Raw genomic sequence first — 15,837 nt, forward strand, 5'->3', positions numbered from 1 at the left:
AAGGCTCAATACACGTCGATGTAATCGAATGCCGGTCGTGGCCAGTTCTCTTTCAATGCATTGAAAATCTGCATGACCCAGACTTCGTCGCTGGCCGCAACCAGGCCGACGTATCCCGACCCTTTAGCCCACGTTTCCAGGCGAAACAGAAGGCCGTCGATGTCGCTACCACCCACAACACCCGATGAAATATAGGCGATGCCGCCCTTGGTCACGCGCAGCTGCGTATGCTCATCATCACTGGCCGACGCCAACAGCTGGCGAACGGTTTCAAGGGTCAAGCCGTCAGGAGTGTTCAAATCGATCTGCACAGCGCAGTCCTTGAATGGTAATCAAAGACCAAGTGTCGCATAGCCCTGCGCTCATGCCTAAGTCGGAGTGCCAAAAGCGCCACGAAATGGTTAACTCGAGGCTCAGACTCTTCCGACCGTACGAGCGCCATCATGACCACTGTAAGTATCGACGCCGACATCAAAGCAAAGTGGCAGGACGGCCATAGCTCTTACAGCCCAGGCTCTACGGAGGAACTTGTCATCATCGGCATCGACCTGTTGGTCAGAGACCTGGGGACCGAGGCTGCGCAATCCTTCATAGAACAGGTTTTCGAGAAGCACCTGGCAGACCAAAAGGGCGCGACAAAATCAGCGCAGGAATAAGCTGCACCGGCATGCATCTGCAGCAATGAACGTTACTTCAGACGACCCAGGCGCTCAGTCAGCAGATTGAAGAACCCCTGGGCGTCGCCGCTATCAACCCAGAAAGCATTCTTTGGCGCTTTGAGGCGGTCGTGCCAGTCGACAATGGTCTGCCCGAAAGTCGGCCCCTCGCGACTGTCGATCACCACATTGACCGCGCGGCCGCTAAACAGCTGCGGCTTGAGCAGCCAGGCGATGACCGCGGCGTCGTGCACCGGACCGCCCGGAATATCGTAGTGCTCCATGTCGGCCTTGATGTAATCATTCAGGATATCGCCTACCAATCGGCTGGCTTGGTTGTTCAATGCGGCAATCTGCTTCAGGCGCTCGTCACTGGTGAGGATCTTGTGAGTTGCATCCAGAGACAGATACGTCAGTTTCATACCGCTGTTGAGTACCACTTCGGCCGCATGCGGGTCAGCGAACAGGTTGAATTCGGCCACCGGTGTGATGTTGCCGCCATTGAAGTGCGCACCACCCATGATGACTACTTCCTTGATGCCCTGAATGATTGCCGGCTGCTGCATGAGCGCCAAGGCCAGATTGGTCTGCGGTCCAAGCATCGCAATAGTGATGCTGTGGGGGCTGGCCGACATCAACGTATCGATCAGGTAGGCGACCGCATTGCCCTCGGCCAGGGCGGCTTTCGGCTCGTATACAGAAACACCTGACAGGCCTTCCTTGCCGTGGATGTCCTCGGCATAGATAGGCGTGCGCATCAGCGGCCGAGACGCGCCGGCGTAGACTGGCACGTCCTCGCGCCCTGCCCACTCGCGCGCCAGCCGCGCGTTTCGTGATGTCTTGTCCAGGCGCACGTTGCCGGCGACCGTGGTCAAAGCAAGGATATTCAACTCCTGAGGCGACGCCAGCGCCAACAACAAGGCCACCACATCGTCGGCACCAGGGTCGGTGTCGATGATCAGGTCGACCCTTTCCATGCGAATCAAAACGTGACCCCGGCAATCAGCACAACATTGCAGTACGGCTGGCATTCCCCGGTACGAACGACTGCCCGTGCCTGCCGGGTGAGGACTTTGAATTGCTCATGACTGAGCAACTCGCGCCGCCCCAGCGCCCCTTCCGCATTGAGGGTATCCAGGGTTGTCAGTGCCGCTGGCCTCTTCTCGAGGATTTCCTGCGCCAGCACATGACTTTCAACCTGCATTTCGCTGAGCACAACCTTCAGAGTACTGACGAAATCCGGGATGCCATGGGTCAGTGCCAGGTCGATCAGCTCGATGCCTGGCGGCACCGGCAGACCGGCGTCGCCGATGACCACGATGTCGCCATGGCCCAGCGATGCGATCAGGCGCGACAGTGCGACATTGAGCAACGGTGTTTTTTTCATGATGTCTTGAATGCCTGAACGTCGGACAAGGTAGGAATCGAGGGTTGCGCGCCGGCACGGGTTACCGACAACGCCGCGGCAATCTGACCGAAGCGAATCGCTTCAGCTTCGCTCTGGCCGCCGGCCAGTGCAGCGGCAAAACCACCCACGAACGTATCGCCGGCCGCCGTGGTATCAATCGCTTTCACCGCAGGCGCCGGGAAATGCGCACAGCTTTTTCCATCGGCAAACAGCGAGCCCTCGGCGCCGAGGGTGATGATCACCTTGCCGGCCCCCATTTCGATCAATCGCGTCGCGGCAGCTTCTGCACTTTGCCGAGACTCCACCGCCAAGCCACTCAAGGCCGACGCCTCGCTTTCGTTGGGTATCAGGTAATCGATGTTCGCATACCAATCCGTCGGCAATGGCTGACTGGCGGGTGCCGGATTGAGAATCACCACTTTGCCCAACTCTCGAGCGCGCTTGAGCGCGTGGCCCACCGTGACATCCGGCACTTCAAGCTGACAGATGATGACATCGGCAGCTTGCAGCACCGCATCGAAACAACCGATCAGCGCAGGTGTCAGAGCACCGTTGGCGCCTGCGACGATCACGATTGTGTTCTGGCTGTTGTCATCGACCACAATCAGCGCCACGCCACTGGAGCCTTCGACGGTGCTGACTGCCTGGCAATCGATCTGCTCGGCCAAAAGAGCCTCGCGCAGTTCTTTGCCATAGGCATCGCTGCCGACGCAGCCGACCATTGACACCTGTGCGCCCAGTCGTGCGGCGGCCACAGCCTGATTGGCGCCCTTGCCACCGGAAACCGTGGCAAACGACTCACCGATCAGCGTTTCTCCGCCGCGCGGCAATCGCGGCGCCCGCGTCACCAGGTCCATGTTCAAGCTGCCTATCACCACTACTTTTGCTGGCATACATCAATACTCACTCATTCGATTTCAGCGGCACGCCGGGTTAGCGGAACTGCGCAAACAGGCCGGTCAGGGGCGCGGTCGATTCGCGCATGACAATGCTCGGCGTGACGATCCGCTGGCTGGTGGCCAGATCCGGCGTTGCGATTCGCCGTAGCAGCACTTCGGCCGCCATCTCGCCAAGTTGCAGGATTGACTGCCCCACCGTGGTCAACGCCGGATAGACATAGCGGCTCATCTGGATATCGTCGAAGCCAATGACCGACAACTGCGTCGGCACACGAATATTGCGCTCGGCCGCTGCGCGCAGCACGCCGATACCAATCATGTCGTTGGCTGCGAAAATGGCGCTGGGCGGATTGCGCTCCAGCAAGATCGCGGCGGCGTTGTAACCGCCGGTGCTGGTGAAATCGCTTTCCAGCATTCGGTCACCCGGCACCGCGAGGCCCGCATCGCTGAAGGCACGACAAAAACCGGCCAAACGCATTTGCGCCACGCTGGTGGTTGCCGGACCGCTGATGGTGGCGATATCCCGATGCCCCAACTCCAGCAGATGTCGGGTCGCCAGATAAGCGCCGTACTCGTGGTCGATACGGACCAGGTCCGCATCGACGCCCTCCAGACCACGGTCGACGATCACCATGGGTGTACGCACGCCAGCCAAACCTTGCGCCAGGCCGCTGTCGCCACCGGCCGAGGCGACGATCAGTCCGTCGACACGTTTTTCCAACAGTACGCGCAGGTAGCTGCGTTGTTTGTCGGGGTTGTCGTCGGAGTTGCAGAGGATGACGCAGTAGCCGTTACGCTCGCAAAAGTCCTCAATACCCCGGGCCAGCTCGGCGAAGTACGGGTTGAGGCTGTTGGGCACCAGCAAACCGATGGTGGCCGTTGTTTTGGCCTTCAGGGAACGCGCCACGGCACTGGGGACGTAGTCGAGGGTTTTGATCGCCTCCTCCACCTTGAGCCGCACTTCTTTGCTGACTGGCCGAGTCTTGTTCACCACGTGGGAAACCGTGGTGTAGGAAATACCCGCGAGCGCTGCCACATCTTTGATCGTTGCCATGACTCAGGTCCGCCGACTTGCGCGCTGGCTGCGGTAGGTATCGAGCACCACCGCAACCACGATGACCGCACCGGTGATGATGCGCTTGGTCGGTTCGGTGGCACCGATCTGGGCCAGGCCGGCCGCCAGCACGGAAATGATCAACACGCCAAAAAAAGTACTGATGACCGAACCGCGCCCACCCATCAGGCTGGTACCGCCGATGACGACGGCGGCGATCACCTGCAACTCCAGGCCGGAGCCGGCGTTCGGGTCCGCCGCTTCCAGTCGCGAAATCTGGAACAGCGCGGCGATACCGGCCAGCAAGCCCATCAGGCTGAACACCAGAATCTTGTAGGGCTTTGGATTGATACCGGCCAGCCGCACCGCCTCTTCGTTGGTACCGATGCCAATCAGGTAGCGACCGAACACGGTCCGGGTCAACACGGCCTGGGCGATGAAAATGATCAGCAAGGCGATGATAAACGATGGCGAAATCCCGAAAGCGATCGGGTTGGACAACCAGGCAAACGCATCGCCGATGTACGCCGTGCGCGATCCGGTCATCTGATAGGCAACCCCGCGTGCCATTTCCAGCACGCCGAGGGAAACGATAAACGATGGAATACGCCACGCCACGGTAATCGAGCCGGTGATGGTGCCCGCGAGGGCTGCGGCCGCCATGCCGAGCAACGCTGCCGGCAGCACACTCCAGCCCCAACCGAGAATCGCCACACTGACCGTCGAGGCTGCCAGCGCCAACACTGAACCCACCGACAGGTCGATGCCGCCGATAATCAGCACGAAGGTCATGCCGACCGCCAGGACCATCAGGTCCGGAATCTGGTTAGCCAAGGTGCTGAAGGTGTCGTAGGACAGGAAATGGCTGCTCAGGAGCGAGAACAGCACGACCATCGCCAGCAAGGCACCGGCCAGCCCCAGATAAGTGCCCAAGCCGTAAAAATTGCCACTGCGTGGACCGACGCCAGATACGGTTTTCATGAAAGATCCCTAGGCGCGGCTTCGTTGAGCAGCGCATCACGTTTTTGGTAGCCGGCAAAAGCGGCGGCAAGCAAATCATCCTGAGTCCAGCTGTCGCGCTCGAACGTATCGATCAGACGCCCCGCCGAGAGCACGCCGATCCGGTCGCAGATCAACATCAATTCGCGCAGGTCACTGGAGACCACCACCAGCGCTTTGCCCTGGCGTGTCAACTCGCCGAGCAGGGCATAAATGTCGAACTTGGCGCCGACGTCGATACCACGGGTGGGTTCGTCAAACAGCAGGACCGAGCAATCACGCTCCAGCCAACGGCCGATCACGACTTTCTGCTGATTGCCACCGGACAGCTCGGACACCACTTGCGCCGGGCCGGAACTGCGAATGCGCATGGCGTCGATCTGACGCTGGGCCAGTGCAGTTTCGTCATCTTTGTTGACGAACCCGCCACTGGAGATGCCCGGCATGTTGCCCAGGGCAATGTTGGCGCCGATCGACTGAGTCAGCAGCAAGCCTTCGCCCTTGCGGTCTTCAGTGATCAGGGCGATGCCGTGGGCAACCGCATCCACCGGCGAGCGAATGCTGACGACTTGCGCGGGAGAGCCTAGCGCTACGGTGCCGCTGTCTGCGGCGTCGGCACCGAAGATCAGCCGCAACAACTCGGTGCGCCCTGCCCCGATCAATCCGGAAATACCAAAGATTTCTCCGGCACGCACCTCAAAGGACACATCCCGAACTTTGTCGGCGCGGGACAAGCCCTTGACCGTCAATGCCGGAGCACCGATGTTGCGCACGCCCATGTCGATGTGTTCGCCCAGCTCCCGCCCCACCATCAAGGTGACCAGTTGTTCACTGTTGTAACTGGCCATCGGCTCGACGCACACCAGGTTGCCGTCGCGCAGCACTGCAATGCGCTGGGCGACTTGGGCGAGTTCTTCCAGGCGATGGGAAATGTAGATGATCGACACGCCACGCGCTTGCAGACGGGTGATCTGCTCGAACAGCATCTCGACTTCGCGGGCCGTCAGCATCGCGGTCGGCTCGTCGAGGATCAGAACATGACAGTCGCCGATCAGGTTGCGGGCAATCTCGACCATTTGCTGATGACCGATGCCCAGTTCGCCAACCAGCGTGTCCGGATCGATTGCATCGAGCCCGACTTGTGCCATGGCTTCGATCGCCGCCTTGCGCAGTTGCTTGCGGCTGATCCAGCCGCCGTTGTTCGGCAGGTTATCGAGAAACAGGTTTTCCGCCACCGACAAGGTCGGCAACAGATTGAGCTCCTGCATGACCATGCGAATGCCCAGATTCTCAGCCTGGGTGCGGCTGCCCGGGCGATAGTCCTGCCCCTGAAATTGCATCTGGCCGGTGGTCGGCGTGACCAACCCGCCGATGATCTTCGACAGGGTGCTTTTGCCAGCGCCATTTTCACCGGTCAGCGCCAGCACTTCCCCGCGCATCAGCGTCAGGTCGATGCCGGTCAGGACCGGTTGCGCATAGGTTTTGCCGATGCCGCTGACCGAAAGGACAGCGTTCGGGTCGCGAACGGACATAAGAACTCTCCATGTGCTCGCCCGGACGGGCGAGCACCGTTGTGTCGCCAGAGGACTACTTTTTAGTGACCAGCTCTACCGGCGTCTCGATCACGCCACTGGCGCTGCTGTCGACTTTCTCGCCCTTGATGATTTTCAGCGCGGTCTCGATGCCGAACACCGCTTGCTTGGCGGCAAACTGATCCGCCGTGGCCAGCACGCGCCCGTCAGCGAGCATCGGCTTGATGGCGTTGATATTGTCATAGCCGACCACTTCAACCTTGCCGGCCTTGCCCGCGGCGCGTACCGCCGACACGACACCGAGCGCCATGCTGTCGTTACCGGCCAGCAGGGCTTTGGTTTGCGGGTATTCGCTGAGGATCGACGCGGCGACTTTGTTGCCCTTGTCGATCTCCCAGTCACCGGACTGAACCGAGACGACCTTGATCTGCGCCGCTTCCATCGCATCCTTGAAGCCGGCAGTGCGGGCCTGAGCGTTGGTGGTGGTGGACACGCCTTCGATGATGCCGACTTCGTCACCCGCCTTGAGCTGCTTGGCCAGGTACTCACCCACCAGTCGCGCGCCTTTACGGTTGTCCGGGCCTACGAACGGAACATTGAGGTTCTTGCTTTTGACCACGGTCGGATCAAGCTGATTGTCGATGTTGATCACGGTGATACCGGCATCGATGGCTTTCTTGATCACAGGAACCATGGCCTTGGAATCTGCGGGAGCGATCACCAGCGCATTGACCTTGGCCAGAATCATTTGCTCGACGATGCGCGTCTGGCCAGCGGTATCAGTCTCGTCCTTGATCCCGTTGGAAATCAGATCGAATTCACTGGAGTGTTCTTTCTGGTAGGCCTTGGCGCCATCTTCCATGGTCAGGAAGAATTCGTTGGCCAGGGATTTCATGACCAGGGCGACTTTAGGTTTTTCAGGCGTTTCGGCGAAAGCCGAAGAGACAGGCAACGCGGCGGATGCAGCAGCCAGCATTGCGACAGCGAGAAGACGTCCAGCGAATGGCAGCTTCATGGGTTCACTCCGATCTTATGATTATTGTGAGCAACGCTTGCGCTGACGTAAGCTGCGAGGCCTTCGCCGATGGTTTTAACCCATCAGTGAAGGCGCGCAAACGTTTGCGTAGACCGGACTATGCGAATCTTGTCGAGATTTGTCAATGCTGTGAAACGTTGTCAGGGTAGCCGCTCACGCCGTAGTGCTGATCACGTTTCCAGAGCTTGTCAGCTCTTTCGCCAGCGCGGCCGCCACTTGCATCAATGCCGCAGACGTATCGGCAATCTGTGCCTGAATCGACATGACGGCAGTGGCCTTGGCTTCTGCCGACTGGAACGACGCGGCTTGGGTTGCTGCCAATTGCTGTTGTTGCTCGCGCAGTTGTTGCTGCAACTCCTGCATGCGTTTGAGCAACATCTGCACCGCAATGCTTTGCTGGCTGTCGGTGCTTTGCGCTTTCTCGCTGCCCTGAGCGCCGCCGCCTAGACTTACCGACTTTTTATCGCCCCCTTCCAGCCCCAGGCGCTGCGTCGAAGATTCGGATGTCTCGTCAGTCAATGTCGCGACCGTCGACGGCGCTTTACCACCGATGTTTATCACGGACGCATTTGGAAAACCGACGGTCAACGACATGTGAACTCCCTGAAAAAATGATTCCTCAAGGACAGATCGGCGTGCGCAGCGATTTCTTTAACGCTCTTCGACAACCCACGCTTAAACAAACTTTCGGAGAGCCGAACGACAAACTCAAAATCAGTCGGAAACCCGGACGACAGCGCGGTGAACCGCGTTGAAAATTTGTTTGAATCTTTAAACAAATCAGTTACTTGAATAGCTTTCTCAATACGAAGTGTAATTGGTACGGATTCTGCTCTTCTCAAGCACCCCTGGCGTTCAGATCCGCCGGGGGCGCATCTAGATGAACCTGCATCAGCACCGTCACTACTAGAGAGAAAAATAATGACATCTGCTTTCAAGACCTTTGTTCCGGGCGCATTGGCCCTCCTGCTGCTTCTACCGACTGCCGTTCAGGCAAAAGAAGTCGACACCCAACAGAAACTGGCAAACGTGGTGATCCTGGCCACCGGCGGCACCATTGCCGGCGCGGGTGCGAGCGCTGCCAACAGCGCCACTTATCAAGCCGCGAAAGTCGGCGTCGACAAACTGATCGCCGGCGTTCCGGAGCTCAGCCAGGTGGCCAACGTTCGCGGCGAGCAAGTGATGCAGATCGCGTCCGAGAGCATCACCAACGAAAACCTGCTGCAACTGGGTCGCCGCGTCGCCGAACTGGCCGACAGCGAAGACGTCGATGGCATCGTGATCACCCATGGCACTGACACCCTGGAAGAAACTGCCTATTTCCTGAATCTGGTGGAAAAGACCGAGAAGCCGATCGTTGTCGTCGGCTCCATGCGCCCGGGCACCGCAATGTCGGCTGACGGCATGCTGAACCTGTACAACGCGGTGGCGGTGGCCAGCAGCAAAGAAGCGCGGGGCAAAGGCGTACTGGTGACCATGAACGATGAAATCCAGTCGGGTCGCGATGTCAGCAAGATGATCAACATCAAGACCGAGGCGTTTAAAAGTGCCTGGGGGCCGCTGGGAATGGTGGTCGAGGGCAAATCCTACTGGTTCCGCCTGCCGGCCAAGCGCCACACCATGGATTCGGAATTCGACATCAAAACCATCAAGAGCCTGCCTGACGTCGAAATTGCCTATTCCTATGGCAACGTCAGCGATACCGCCTACAAGGCACTGGCTCAGTCTGGTGCCAAAGCGATCATTCACGCCGGCACCGGCAATGGCTCTGTCTCTTCGCGAGTTGTTCCAAGCCTGCAAGCCTTGCGCAAGGATGGCGTGCAGATCATCCGCTCTTCTCACGTCAACGCTGGCGGTTTCGTTCTGCGCAACGCTGAACAGCCTGACGACAAGTACGACTGGGTCGTGGCGCATGACCTGAATCCGCAGAAGGCCCGCATCCTGGCCATGGTCGCACTGACCAAGACCAACGACAGCAAAGAGCTGCAACGGATGTTCTGGGAATACTGATTCGCCCTCGCCCCACTGAATCCGGTCGGGCACCGTACAAGCCACTCGCCTGCGTCGGCGAGTGGCTCGCATCTAACGACTGACAAAAAAATCCCTTCTTCCTACACCAAACGGAACAAATCGCTGTCAGAGGATTTTCTTGAATTTTAAGCAGTTGCGAAAATGCCTACAGTTAAATACTGTATGCACGTACAGCTTAATAAGGATAATTCCGTGGACACCACTTCTGCCTCACCTGACTCCTATGTACGCATGGGCACGCGCGTTCAGAAAATCATCAACTCCCCCACCGCTCAAAAAGCCAAGGCTGCGCTGATTTTCCGTCTCCCGGACGAACCGGTGGATGAGTGGGAACGTTTGCTCGAAGAAATCGATGAAAACGACAACGTCACCCTCGCCTATCGCGATGACGGCGGTGTGCAGATTTTCTGGGTTGTGCCGAAGGAAGACTGAGTCAATGAGTGTCCGTTGTTTCGCTTTGCTGTTTCTGCTGTTCACCATGGGCGCCCATGCCGATGCTCCACGCACTTTCAGCGAGGCCAAGAAAGTCGCCTGGAAGTTGTATGCGCCGCAATCCACCGAGTTTTATTGCGGCTGCAAATACACAGGTAACCGGGTGAACCTCGCCGCCTGCGGCTATGTACCGCGCAAAAACGCCAAACGTGCTTCGCGTATCGAGTGGGAGCATATTGTTCCAGCCTGGCAAATTGGACATCAGCGCCAGTGCTGGCAGGAAGGCGGTCGCAAGAATTGCACACGGTATGACCCCGTTTATCAGAAAGCCGAGGCAGACTTGCATAACCTGGTGCCGAGCATCGGCGAGGTCAATGGCGATCGCAGCAACTTCAGTTTCGGTTGGCTGCCGGAGCAATCAGGCCAATACGGTTCGTGCCTGACTCAAGTTGATTTCAAGGCGAAAAAGGTCATGCCGCGCCCATCCATTCGCGGGATGATCGCCCGGACTTACTTCTACATGAGCAAACAGTACGGCTTGCGCTTGTCGAAACAGGACCGGCAACTGTATGAAGCCTGGGATAAAACCTATCCGGTCCAGGCTTGGGAACGTCAGCGAAATCAAAGCGTGGCGTGCGTCATGGGGCGCGGCAATGAATTTGTCGGCTCAGTCGATATGAAAGCCTGCGGTTAAATGCTTTCTGAATGACAAAAGGCCTCGGATCCGCCATCCGAGGCCTTTTTTGTTTTCTAGCGCAGGCTTTGTTGCAGCGCCAAACGGTATTACTGAACTGCCGGGCGCTCAAGCACCAACACTTCAATGTTCTGCTTCTTCGCCTTGACCAGCGCTGCGTTCACCTGCGCTTGCTTGGCGTCGGCTTCGGCCTTTGAGTTGTATGGCCCCATCAGAATCCGGGTCTTGCCGTTTTCGCGAATCACGTTGGATATGAAACTATGCTCGATCAGCCAGCCGCTGAGATCGCTGACCGCCTGCGGCGTTTCACCTCGCACTTCCAGATCCCATTGTGGACCCGAGACCTGAGCCGGGGTACCCACCGCTGTAGCCTGCGGCTTTGGCGCATCCACTCGCTTGCCCTCACCGCATCCCGCCAGCGCCAATACTGCAATCACCAAGACCATTTTGCGCACTGCGTTTCCCTCTGAATGCTTAAAGCGCGGATTTTAGCACCCATGAATACTTCTCGAGTGCCGCAAAATGGGCTCAAAACAACGAGAATGATGGTTACGGCCTCTGTATAGTTACACCTTGGGAATTAATGCTGCATCTGCGCGTCAGAAAGAGGCACCCAAATTGTGAGACTTCGCACTAATCTATACATACCACCGACCTCTGCACTGTCCGAATCAGGTGCCCCAGAAAGCAATCAAGGAGAAGACCATGCTGATACTCACCCGCAAAGTCGGTGAAAGCATAAACATTGGTGATGACATAACGATCACCATCCTCGGCGTAAGCGGCCAGCAAGTCAGGATTGGCATCAACGCCCCGAAAGACGTTGCGGTGCATCGCGAAGAGATCTATCAGCGCATTCAGGCTGGCCTGACTGCTCCGGACAAGCCGCAAACTCCCTGAATCCTGATGCAGTCAGTAGCCAGCCCGTTCACCCCCGGAACGACGGCTGGCTAAAGATTCTCGAAATGCAGCGCCGTTCCCCCCACACTCGTTACCCAAACGTCACGCCACGCGCCATACCAGTGGCTGCCATGACCATCAGCAGCATCAACATCCCTTCAACGTGACTGATGCGCGCAAACAGCTTCGCCCGCCCAGCCTCGATCGCCGTACCGCGCGCCAGCGCTACTCGCCATTTGATCAGCGTGATCATGGGCGCTACTTCCAGCAGCAGAATCAGTACGAACAGGGTCATCTTCAGATGAAACAACGGCTGTTGCAGGTAATAGTCCGTGCCCTTTTCAAATCCGCCAAACGCTCGCATCCCACCGGTTACCAACAGAATGAGCGCGGAAATTCCCCAAAGGTTGTCTGCGATCAGCACACTGCGAACTTCCCCCGTGCCAGCCGCCAAACGTCGAAAATTCGTACCACGCACAAGAACCGCCCAGAATCCCAGCACAACCGCTAAAAGATGCACGGCCGCAAGAAGCCAGTGAGTCAGCATCGAGACACTCCTTTCAGGATGAGTTGAATCAGCCTGTCAGTAGTAGCCCATCAATCAAAGGATTGCACTGGCGAGAAACTGCCGGGTTTGCCATAGCGGTCCATACGCCAGATACGAAGAGCCCAGCGCAATGGCTGGGCTCTGGTTATTTTCTGTTTTCCATCATTTTATCGGCGAGGGCCTTGGCCCTTTCGATCAATAGATTCTGCCTGTCTTCGTGAGTGGCACCGCCGACGACAGGTGCCGTCAGATTACTTTCGGCAATCAACGCAGCGCAAAAATATTGATCCCAAACAGTCCTGTTTTCGGACGACTGCTGGTTCGTTTGATCGGAGATCATTGGTGACTCCTTTGGATCAGATCACGCCCGAGTCACAGCGTTACAGGATCCATCTTAGAAGTACATGAGTGGCGATCCACGGTGATGCTTGAACCACAGCCCATTGAAGCAGAAGGCAAATGAACAGGTAAGCCGCAAAGAATTGCATCATCGCACGCTTCCCCATTAACACCTCTCCTGCCTCATGAACCAAGTCATGCGCCTGGCCGCCCGTTCTGATTGGATGAAGTTTGATGGTCGCAGTTCAATATCGAGCTGAAATGATTGTCATTTGGACTGCATCGAAGGTGCAGAAGCCTTCTTTTCCTCCAGGCTGGCATTCTTGCCTTCGGCTCGGCAGCGCCTGCAAGTGGTGGGTACGGGAGCCCAGCTGCAGTGATAGCGAAATTGCTCGCCGCATACAGAACAAATTGTCTCCGGCCACTCCCTGTTTCTACGTTCGCTCGTCAACGTTGCTTTCAGCTTTCGCATCGACTCGAGATTCTTCGCGCCCATGAAAACTCTCCGGTTTTTTTGTTCACGGCCAAACGTTTTTTTCTTTAATCACCGACTGGCGCACTGCCGACGAGTTCAATGCAGTAGCTTGAGCGGTATGATGTTTTAGAGGGACGCGCTGAACTGGCGTTCTGAGATGGGTGTTTTGCAAATCGCAAAAAGCAAAAAGGGGTTACCGTTTCCGGTAACCCCTCTAGACCGCCCAGCAGAGCGGATTTTGTTTGGTAGGCGCGATTGGACTCGAACCAACGACCCCCACCATGTCAAGGTGGTGCTCTAACCAACTGAGCTACGTGCCTGCTGTGAGGCGGCATTCTACGGAATTCCGGAGGGGTGTCAACACCTTTTTTCGAGCTAACCCTATGAATATGCAAAATATTTAATTTTGCCGCTGCAAAGAAGATTTTCCGGTGGCTGGCGGTGGATTTTTAACTCGGGTAGGATCGACGCACTCGTAAAATATATTAAACAGAGGCTGCAGGATGGCGCACACCCCCTACCCAGAGTCCTATTACGCTGCGTCGGCCAATGCGGTTCCGCCTCGCCCGGTGCTGCAGGACGACGTTGAGACTGATGTCTGTGTAATCGGTGCCGGTTATACCGGTCTGTCCTCTGCCCTGTTCTTGCTGGAGAACGGTTTCAAGGTCACGGTACTGGAAGCCGCCAAAGTCGGTTTTGGTGCGTCCGGGCGAAACGGTGGCCAGATCGTTAACAGCTACAGCCGCGATATTGATGTGATCGAGCGCAGTGTCGGCCCCAAGCAGGCTCAGTTGCTGGGGCAAATGGCGTTTGAGGGCGGGCGGATCATTCGCGAGCGCGTGGCCAAATACAATATCCAGTGCGACTTGAAGGACGGCGGCGTGTTTGCCGCCATCACCCCCAAGCAAATGGGTCATCTCGAATCCCAGAAGCGTCTGTGGGAACGTTTCGGTCACACGCAGCTGGAGTTGATGGATAAAAGCCGTATCCGTGAGGTGGTGGCCTGTGATCAATACGTCGGCGGTATGCTCGACATGAGCGGCGGACATATTCACCCGCTTAACCTGGCGCTGGGCGAAGCGGCGGCTGTAGAGTCGCTGGGTGGCGTCATTTATGAGCAATCGCCGGCGGTACGCATCGAGCGCGGCGCCAATCCGGTGGTGCACACGCCGCAAGGCAAAGTCCGGGCAAAATTCATCATCGTGGCGGGCAACGCTTATCTGGGCAATCTGGTGCCGGAGCTGGCGGCCAAGTCGATGCCTTGCGGCACCCAGGTCATCACCACAGAGCCCTTGGGCGACGCGTTGGCGAAAAGCCTGTTGCCGCAGGATTATTGCGTCGAGGACTGCAATTACCTGCTCGATTACTACCGACTGAGCGGCGACAAGCGCCTGATATTCGGTGGTGGCGTGGTGTACGGCGCGCGTGACCCGGCCAACATCGAAGCGATCATTCGACCGAAAATGCTCAAGGCTTTCCCGCAGCTCAAGGATGTAAAGATCGATTACGCCTGGACCGGTAATTTCCTGCTGACGTTGTCGCGTCTGCCGCAAGTGGGGCGGCTGGGTGACAACCTCTATTACTCCCAGGGTTGCAGCGGCCATGGCGTGACGTACACACATCTGGCGGGCAAGGTCCTGGCCGAAGCGTTGCGTGGCCAGGCCGAGCGTTTCGACGCGTTCGCCGACCTGCCCCACTACCCGTTCCCCGGTGGGCAATTGCTGCGCACACCGTTTGCAGCGTTGGGCGCCTGGTATTACGGGCTGCGGGATAAGTTCGGATACTAATGCAAAAAAAGGGTCGCTGAATGCGGCCCCTTTTTTGTAGGAGTGAGCCTGCTCGCTCCTACAAGGGATCAGTGATTACAGCTTGTCCCGTGCGATACCACTGCGGATTCGCAGGATGTCGGCCAGTACCGCAAGAGCAATTTCCGCTGGCGTCTTGCTGCCCAGGTTCAAGCCGATTGGCGCATGAATCCGCGCCAGTTCGGCATCGCCCAAGCCACCAATGCGCCGCAAGCGCTCGAAGCGCTTGCGCGAAGTCTGCAGCGAGCCCATCACGCCGATGTAGAACGCCTCGGTGCGTACCGCTTCCATCATGGCCAAATCGTCGATACGCGGATCGTGGGTCAGCGCCACCACGGCCGTGTCGCTGTGGCAGCCGCCGTCGGCAATGAATACGGATGGCAATTGACGACGAATCTCTACGTTTTCCAAGACCACGCCTTCCAGCACTTCATCCCGCGGATCGCACAGAATCACTTCGAAGCCCAGGCCCACGGCAAACTCCGCACAGGCCTGGGCCACGCTGGAGTAGCCGGCGAGCAACAAGCGCTGAGCGGCACCGATGCGCAGCCGCACACGGTCGACCTCACGCTCGACGCGAACACCCTGCTCGCGATCATCGAGCAGACTGCGCGCCCCACTGGCCAGATCGACTTCACGGATCAAGCGGCGTCGGCCCAATAGCGCCGACTCCAGCTCCCGCAAATGCGCCTGAACATCGCAATCAGATTCAAGCGTCTCTACCAGTACGTCGAGCACGCCACCACAGGGCAAGCTGACCCGCGAGCGCGGATCGTCACCTTCGCCGTAACGCACGACGCCGACGGCGTCGTCAAACGCGCCTTCGGCGACGCGCTCAAGAAAGTCTTCCTCGACACAGCCGCCAGACAGCGAACCGATCCACTGGCCGTCGGTATTGACTGCCAACAGCGAACCCGGCGCACGGGGCGCCGAGCCGTAAGTGGCGAGCACCGTGCACAGCCAGACGCGTTGCCCGGCCAACGACCACTCCAGCGCCCGCCGCACCACTTGCAGATCGAGATGCTGCATG

Annotated in this window: 19 protein-coding genes, 1 tRNA gene and 1 pseudogene; 6 read left to right on the top strand and 15 right to left on the bottom strand. The window is 58.0% G+C overall.

Annotated elements, in window-relative coordinates; all coding sequences use genetic code 11:
- Nucleotides 1-5 precede the first annotated feature (5 nt).
- On the bottom strand, nucleotides 6-311 hold the full coding sequence (locus tag ASD60_RS09015; RefSeq protein WP_056853670.1) for a hypothetical protein: 306 nt from the start codon (nucleotides 309-311) through the stop codon (nucleotides 6-8).
- A 132-nt stretch (nucleotides 312-443) separates the two neighbouring features.
- On the opposite strand from ASD60_RS09015, the gene ASD60_RS09020 reads away from it, so the two are divergent.
- A complete protein-coding gene (locus tag ASD60_RS09020) occupies nucleotides 444-656 on the top strand; it encodes a hypothetical protein (RefSeq protein WP_056853671.1) in 213 nt (70 codons plus the stop codon).
- A gap of 32 nt (nucleotides 657-688) precedes the next feature.
- Here ASD60_RS09020 and ASD60_RS09025 read toward each other — a convergent pair.
- The 9 genes and pseudogenes from ASD60_RS09025 to ASD60_RS28795 form a co-directional block, all read right to left on the bottom strand.
- Nucleotides 689-1,630: pseudogene (locus tag ASD60_RS09025) on the bottom strand (nucleoside hydrolase); the annotation flags it as partial.
- A gap of 8 nt (nucleotides 1,631-1,638) precedes the next feature.
- Entirely contained in the window at nucleotides 1,639-2,043 is a 405-nt protein-coding gene (gene rbsD, locus ASD60_RS09030) for a D-ribose pyranase (RefSeq protein WP_056853673.1), read from the bottom strand.
- Nucleotides 2,040-2,957, bottom strand: coding sequence for a ribokinase (rbsK, locus tag ASD60_RS09035; protein WP_056853674.1), 918 nt, complete (start codon nucleotides 2,955-2,957; stop codon nucleotides 2,040-2,042). Before rbsK ends, rbsD begins: the two co-directional genes overlap by 4 nt.
- 40 nt (nucleotides 2,958-2,997) lie before the next feature.
- Nucleotides 2,998-4,017 carry a LacI family DNA-binding transcriptional regulator gene (locus tag ASD60_RS09040; RefSeq protein WP_056853675.1) on the bottom strand — a complete coding sequence of 340 codons (1,020 nt, stop codon included), beginning with the start codon at nucleotides 4,015-4,017 and terminating at the stop codon, nucleotides 2,998-3,000.
- A gap of 3 nt (nucleotides 4,018-4,020) precedes the next feature.
- Nucleotides 4,021-4,998, bottom strand: a complete 978-nt coding sequence (locus ASD60_RS09045) for an ABC transporter permease (RefSeq protein ID WP_056853676.1) — start codon at nucleotides 4,996-4,998, stop codon at nucleotides 4,021-4,023.
- Nucleotides 4,995-6,548 carry a sugar ABC transporter ATP-binding protein gene (locus ASD60_RS09050; RefSeq protein ID WP_056853677.1) on the bottom strand — a complete coding sequence of 518 codons (1,554 nt, stop codon included), beginning with the start codon at nucleotides 6,546-6,548 and terminating at the stop codon, nucleotides 4,995-4,997. Before ASD60_RS09050 ends, ASD60_RS09045 begins: the two co-directional genes overlap by 4 nt.
- Before the next feature lie 55 nt (nucleotides 6,549-6,603).
- Nucleotides 6,604-7,563: a sugar ABC transporter substrate-binding protein gene (locus ASD60_RS09055; RefSeq protein WP_056853678.1), complete on the bottom strand. Its 960-nt coding sequence runs from the start codon at nucleotides 7,561-7,563 to the stop codon at nucleotides 6,604-6,606.
- A 174-nt stretch (nucleotides 7,564-7,737) separates the two neighbouring features.
- Nucleotides 7,738-8,178, bottom strand: coding sequence for a hypothetical protein (locus ASD60_RS09060; protein WP_056853679.1), 441 nt, complete (start codon nucleotides 8,176-8,178; stop codon nucleotides 7,738-7,740).
- Nucleotides 8,169-8,522, bottom strand: a complete 354-nt coding sequence (locus ASD60_RS28795; RefSeq protein ID WP_156386257.1) for a hypothetical protein — start codon at nucleotides 8,520-8,522, stop codon at nucleotides 8,169-8,171. The genes ASD60_RS09060 and ASD60_RS28795 overlap by 10 nt, the downstream gene beginning before the upstream one ends.
- Between ASD60_RS28795 and ASD60_RS09065 the strand changes: the two genes are divergently transcribed.
- The 3 genes from ASD60_RS09065 to ASD60_RS09075 all read left to right on the top strand — a co-directional run bounded on the left by ASD60_RS09065 (nucleotide 8,506) and on the right by ASD60_RS09075 (nucleotide 10,741).
- Nucleotides 8,506-9,594, top strand: coding sequence for an asparaginase (locus ASD60_RS09065; RefSeq protein WP_056853680.1), 1,089 nt, complete (start codon nucleotides 8,506-8,508; stop codon nucleotides 9,592-9,594). The two genes, ASD60_RS28795 and ASD60_RS09065, sit on opposite strands and share 17 nt — an antisense overlap.
- Nucleotides 9,595-9,756: 162 nt before the next feature.
- The gene (locus tag ASD60_RS09070) at nucleotides 9,757-10,047 is read left to right on the top strand and encodes a DUF1654 domain-containing protein (RefSeq protein WP_056853681.1); all 291 of its coding nucleotides are present in this window, start codon (nucleotides 9,757-9,759) and stop codon (nucleotides 10,045-10,047) included.
- Nucleotides 10,048-10,051: 4 nt separating this feature from the next.
- Nucleotides 10,052-10,741 (top strand): endonuclease, encoded by a 690-nt coding sequence (locus ASD60_RS09075; RefSeq protein WP_056853682.1) that lies wholly within the window; start codon nucleotides 10,052-10,054, stop codon nucleotides 10,739-10,741.
- A gap of 89 nt (nucleotides 10,742-10,830) precedes the next feature.
- On the opposite strand, the gene ASD60_RS09080 is transcribed toward ASD60_RS09075, so the two are convergent.
- The gene (locus ASD60_RS09080) at nucleotides 10,831-11,196 is read right to left on the bottom strand and encodes a hypothetical protein (RefSeq protein ID WP_056853683.1); all 366 of its coding nucleotides are present in this window, start codon (nucleotides 11,194-11,196) and stop codon (nucleotides 10,831-10,833) included.
- A gap of 250 nt (nucleotides 11,197-11,446) precedes the next feature.
- Here ASD60_RS09080 and csrA point away from each other — a divergent pair, with 250 nt between their 5' ends.
- Entirely contained in the window at nucleotides 11,447-11,641 is a 195-nt protein-coding gene (gene csrA, locus ASD60_RS09085) for a carbon storage regulator CsrA (RefSeq protein WP_007938114.1), read from the top strand.
- A gap of 91 nt (nucleotides 11,642-11,732) precedes the next feature.
- Here csrA and ASD60_RS09090 read toward each other — a convergent pair whose 3' ends face one another.
- From ASD60_RS09090 to ASD60_RS09100, 3 genes are all read right to left on the bottom strand, one after another.
- Nucleotides 11,733-12,188, bottom strand: coding sequence for a DUF2214 family protein (locus ASD60_RS09090; RefSeq protein WP_056853684.1), 456 nt, complete (start codon nucleotides 12,186-12,188; stop codon nucleotides 11,733-11,735).
- Nucleotides 12,189-12,333: 145 nt separating this feature from the next.
- The gene (locus ASD60_RS09095; protein WP_056853685.1) at nucleotides 12,334-12,528 is read right to left on the bottom strand and encodes a hypothetical protein; all 195 of its coding nucleotides are present in this window, start codon (nucleotides 12,526-12,528) and stop codon (nucleotides 12,334-12,336) included.
- 717 nt (nucleotides 12,529-13,245) lie between these two features.
- Nucleotides 13,246-13,322: transfer RNA gene (locus tag ASD60_RS09100), tRNA-Val, on the bottom strand.
- Nucleotides 13,323-13,505: 183 nt separating this feature from the next.
- On the opposite strand from ASD60_RS09100, the gene ASD60_RS09105 reads away from it, so the two are divergent.
- Nucleotides 13,506-14,789: an NAD(P)/FAD-dependent oxidoreductase gene (locus tag ASD60_RS09105; RefSeq protein ID WP_056853686.1), complete on the top strand. Its 1,284-nt coding sequence runs from the start codon at nucleotides 13,506-13,508 to the stop codon at nucleotides 14,787-14,789.
- 75 nt (nucleotides 14,790-14,864) lie between these two features.
- Here ASD60_RS09105 and ASD60_RS09110 read toward each other — a convergent pair whose 3' ends face one another.
- Nucleotides 14,865-15,836, bottom strand: a complete 972-nt coding sequence (locus ASD60_RS09110) for an XdhC family protein (protein WP_056853687.1) — start codon at nucleotides 15,834-15,836, stop codon at nucleotides 14,865-14,867.
- Nucleotide 15,837: the final 1 nt, after the last annotated feature.

It is taken from the genome of Pseudomonas sp. Root562 (genome assembly GCF_001427125.1).
In the GTDB taxonomy this organism is placed as follows: domain Bacteria; phylum Pseudomonadota; class Gammaproteobacteria; order Pseudomonadales; family Pseudomonadaceae; genus Aquipseudomonas.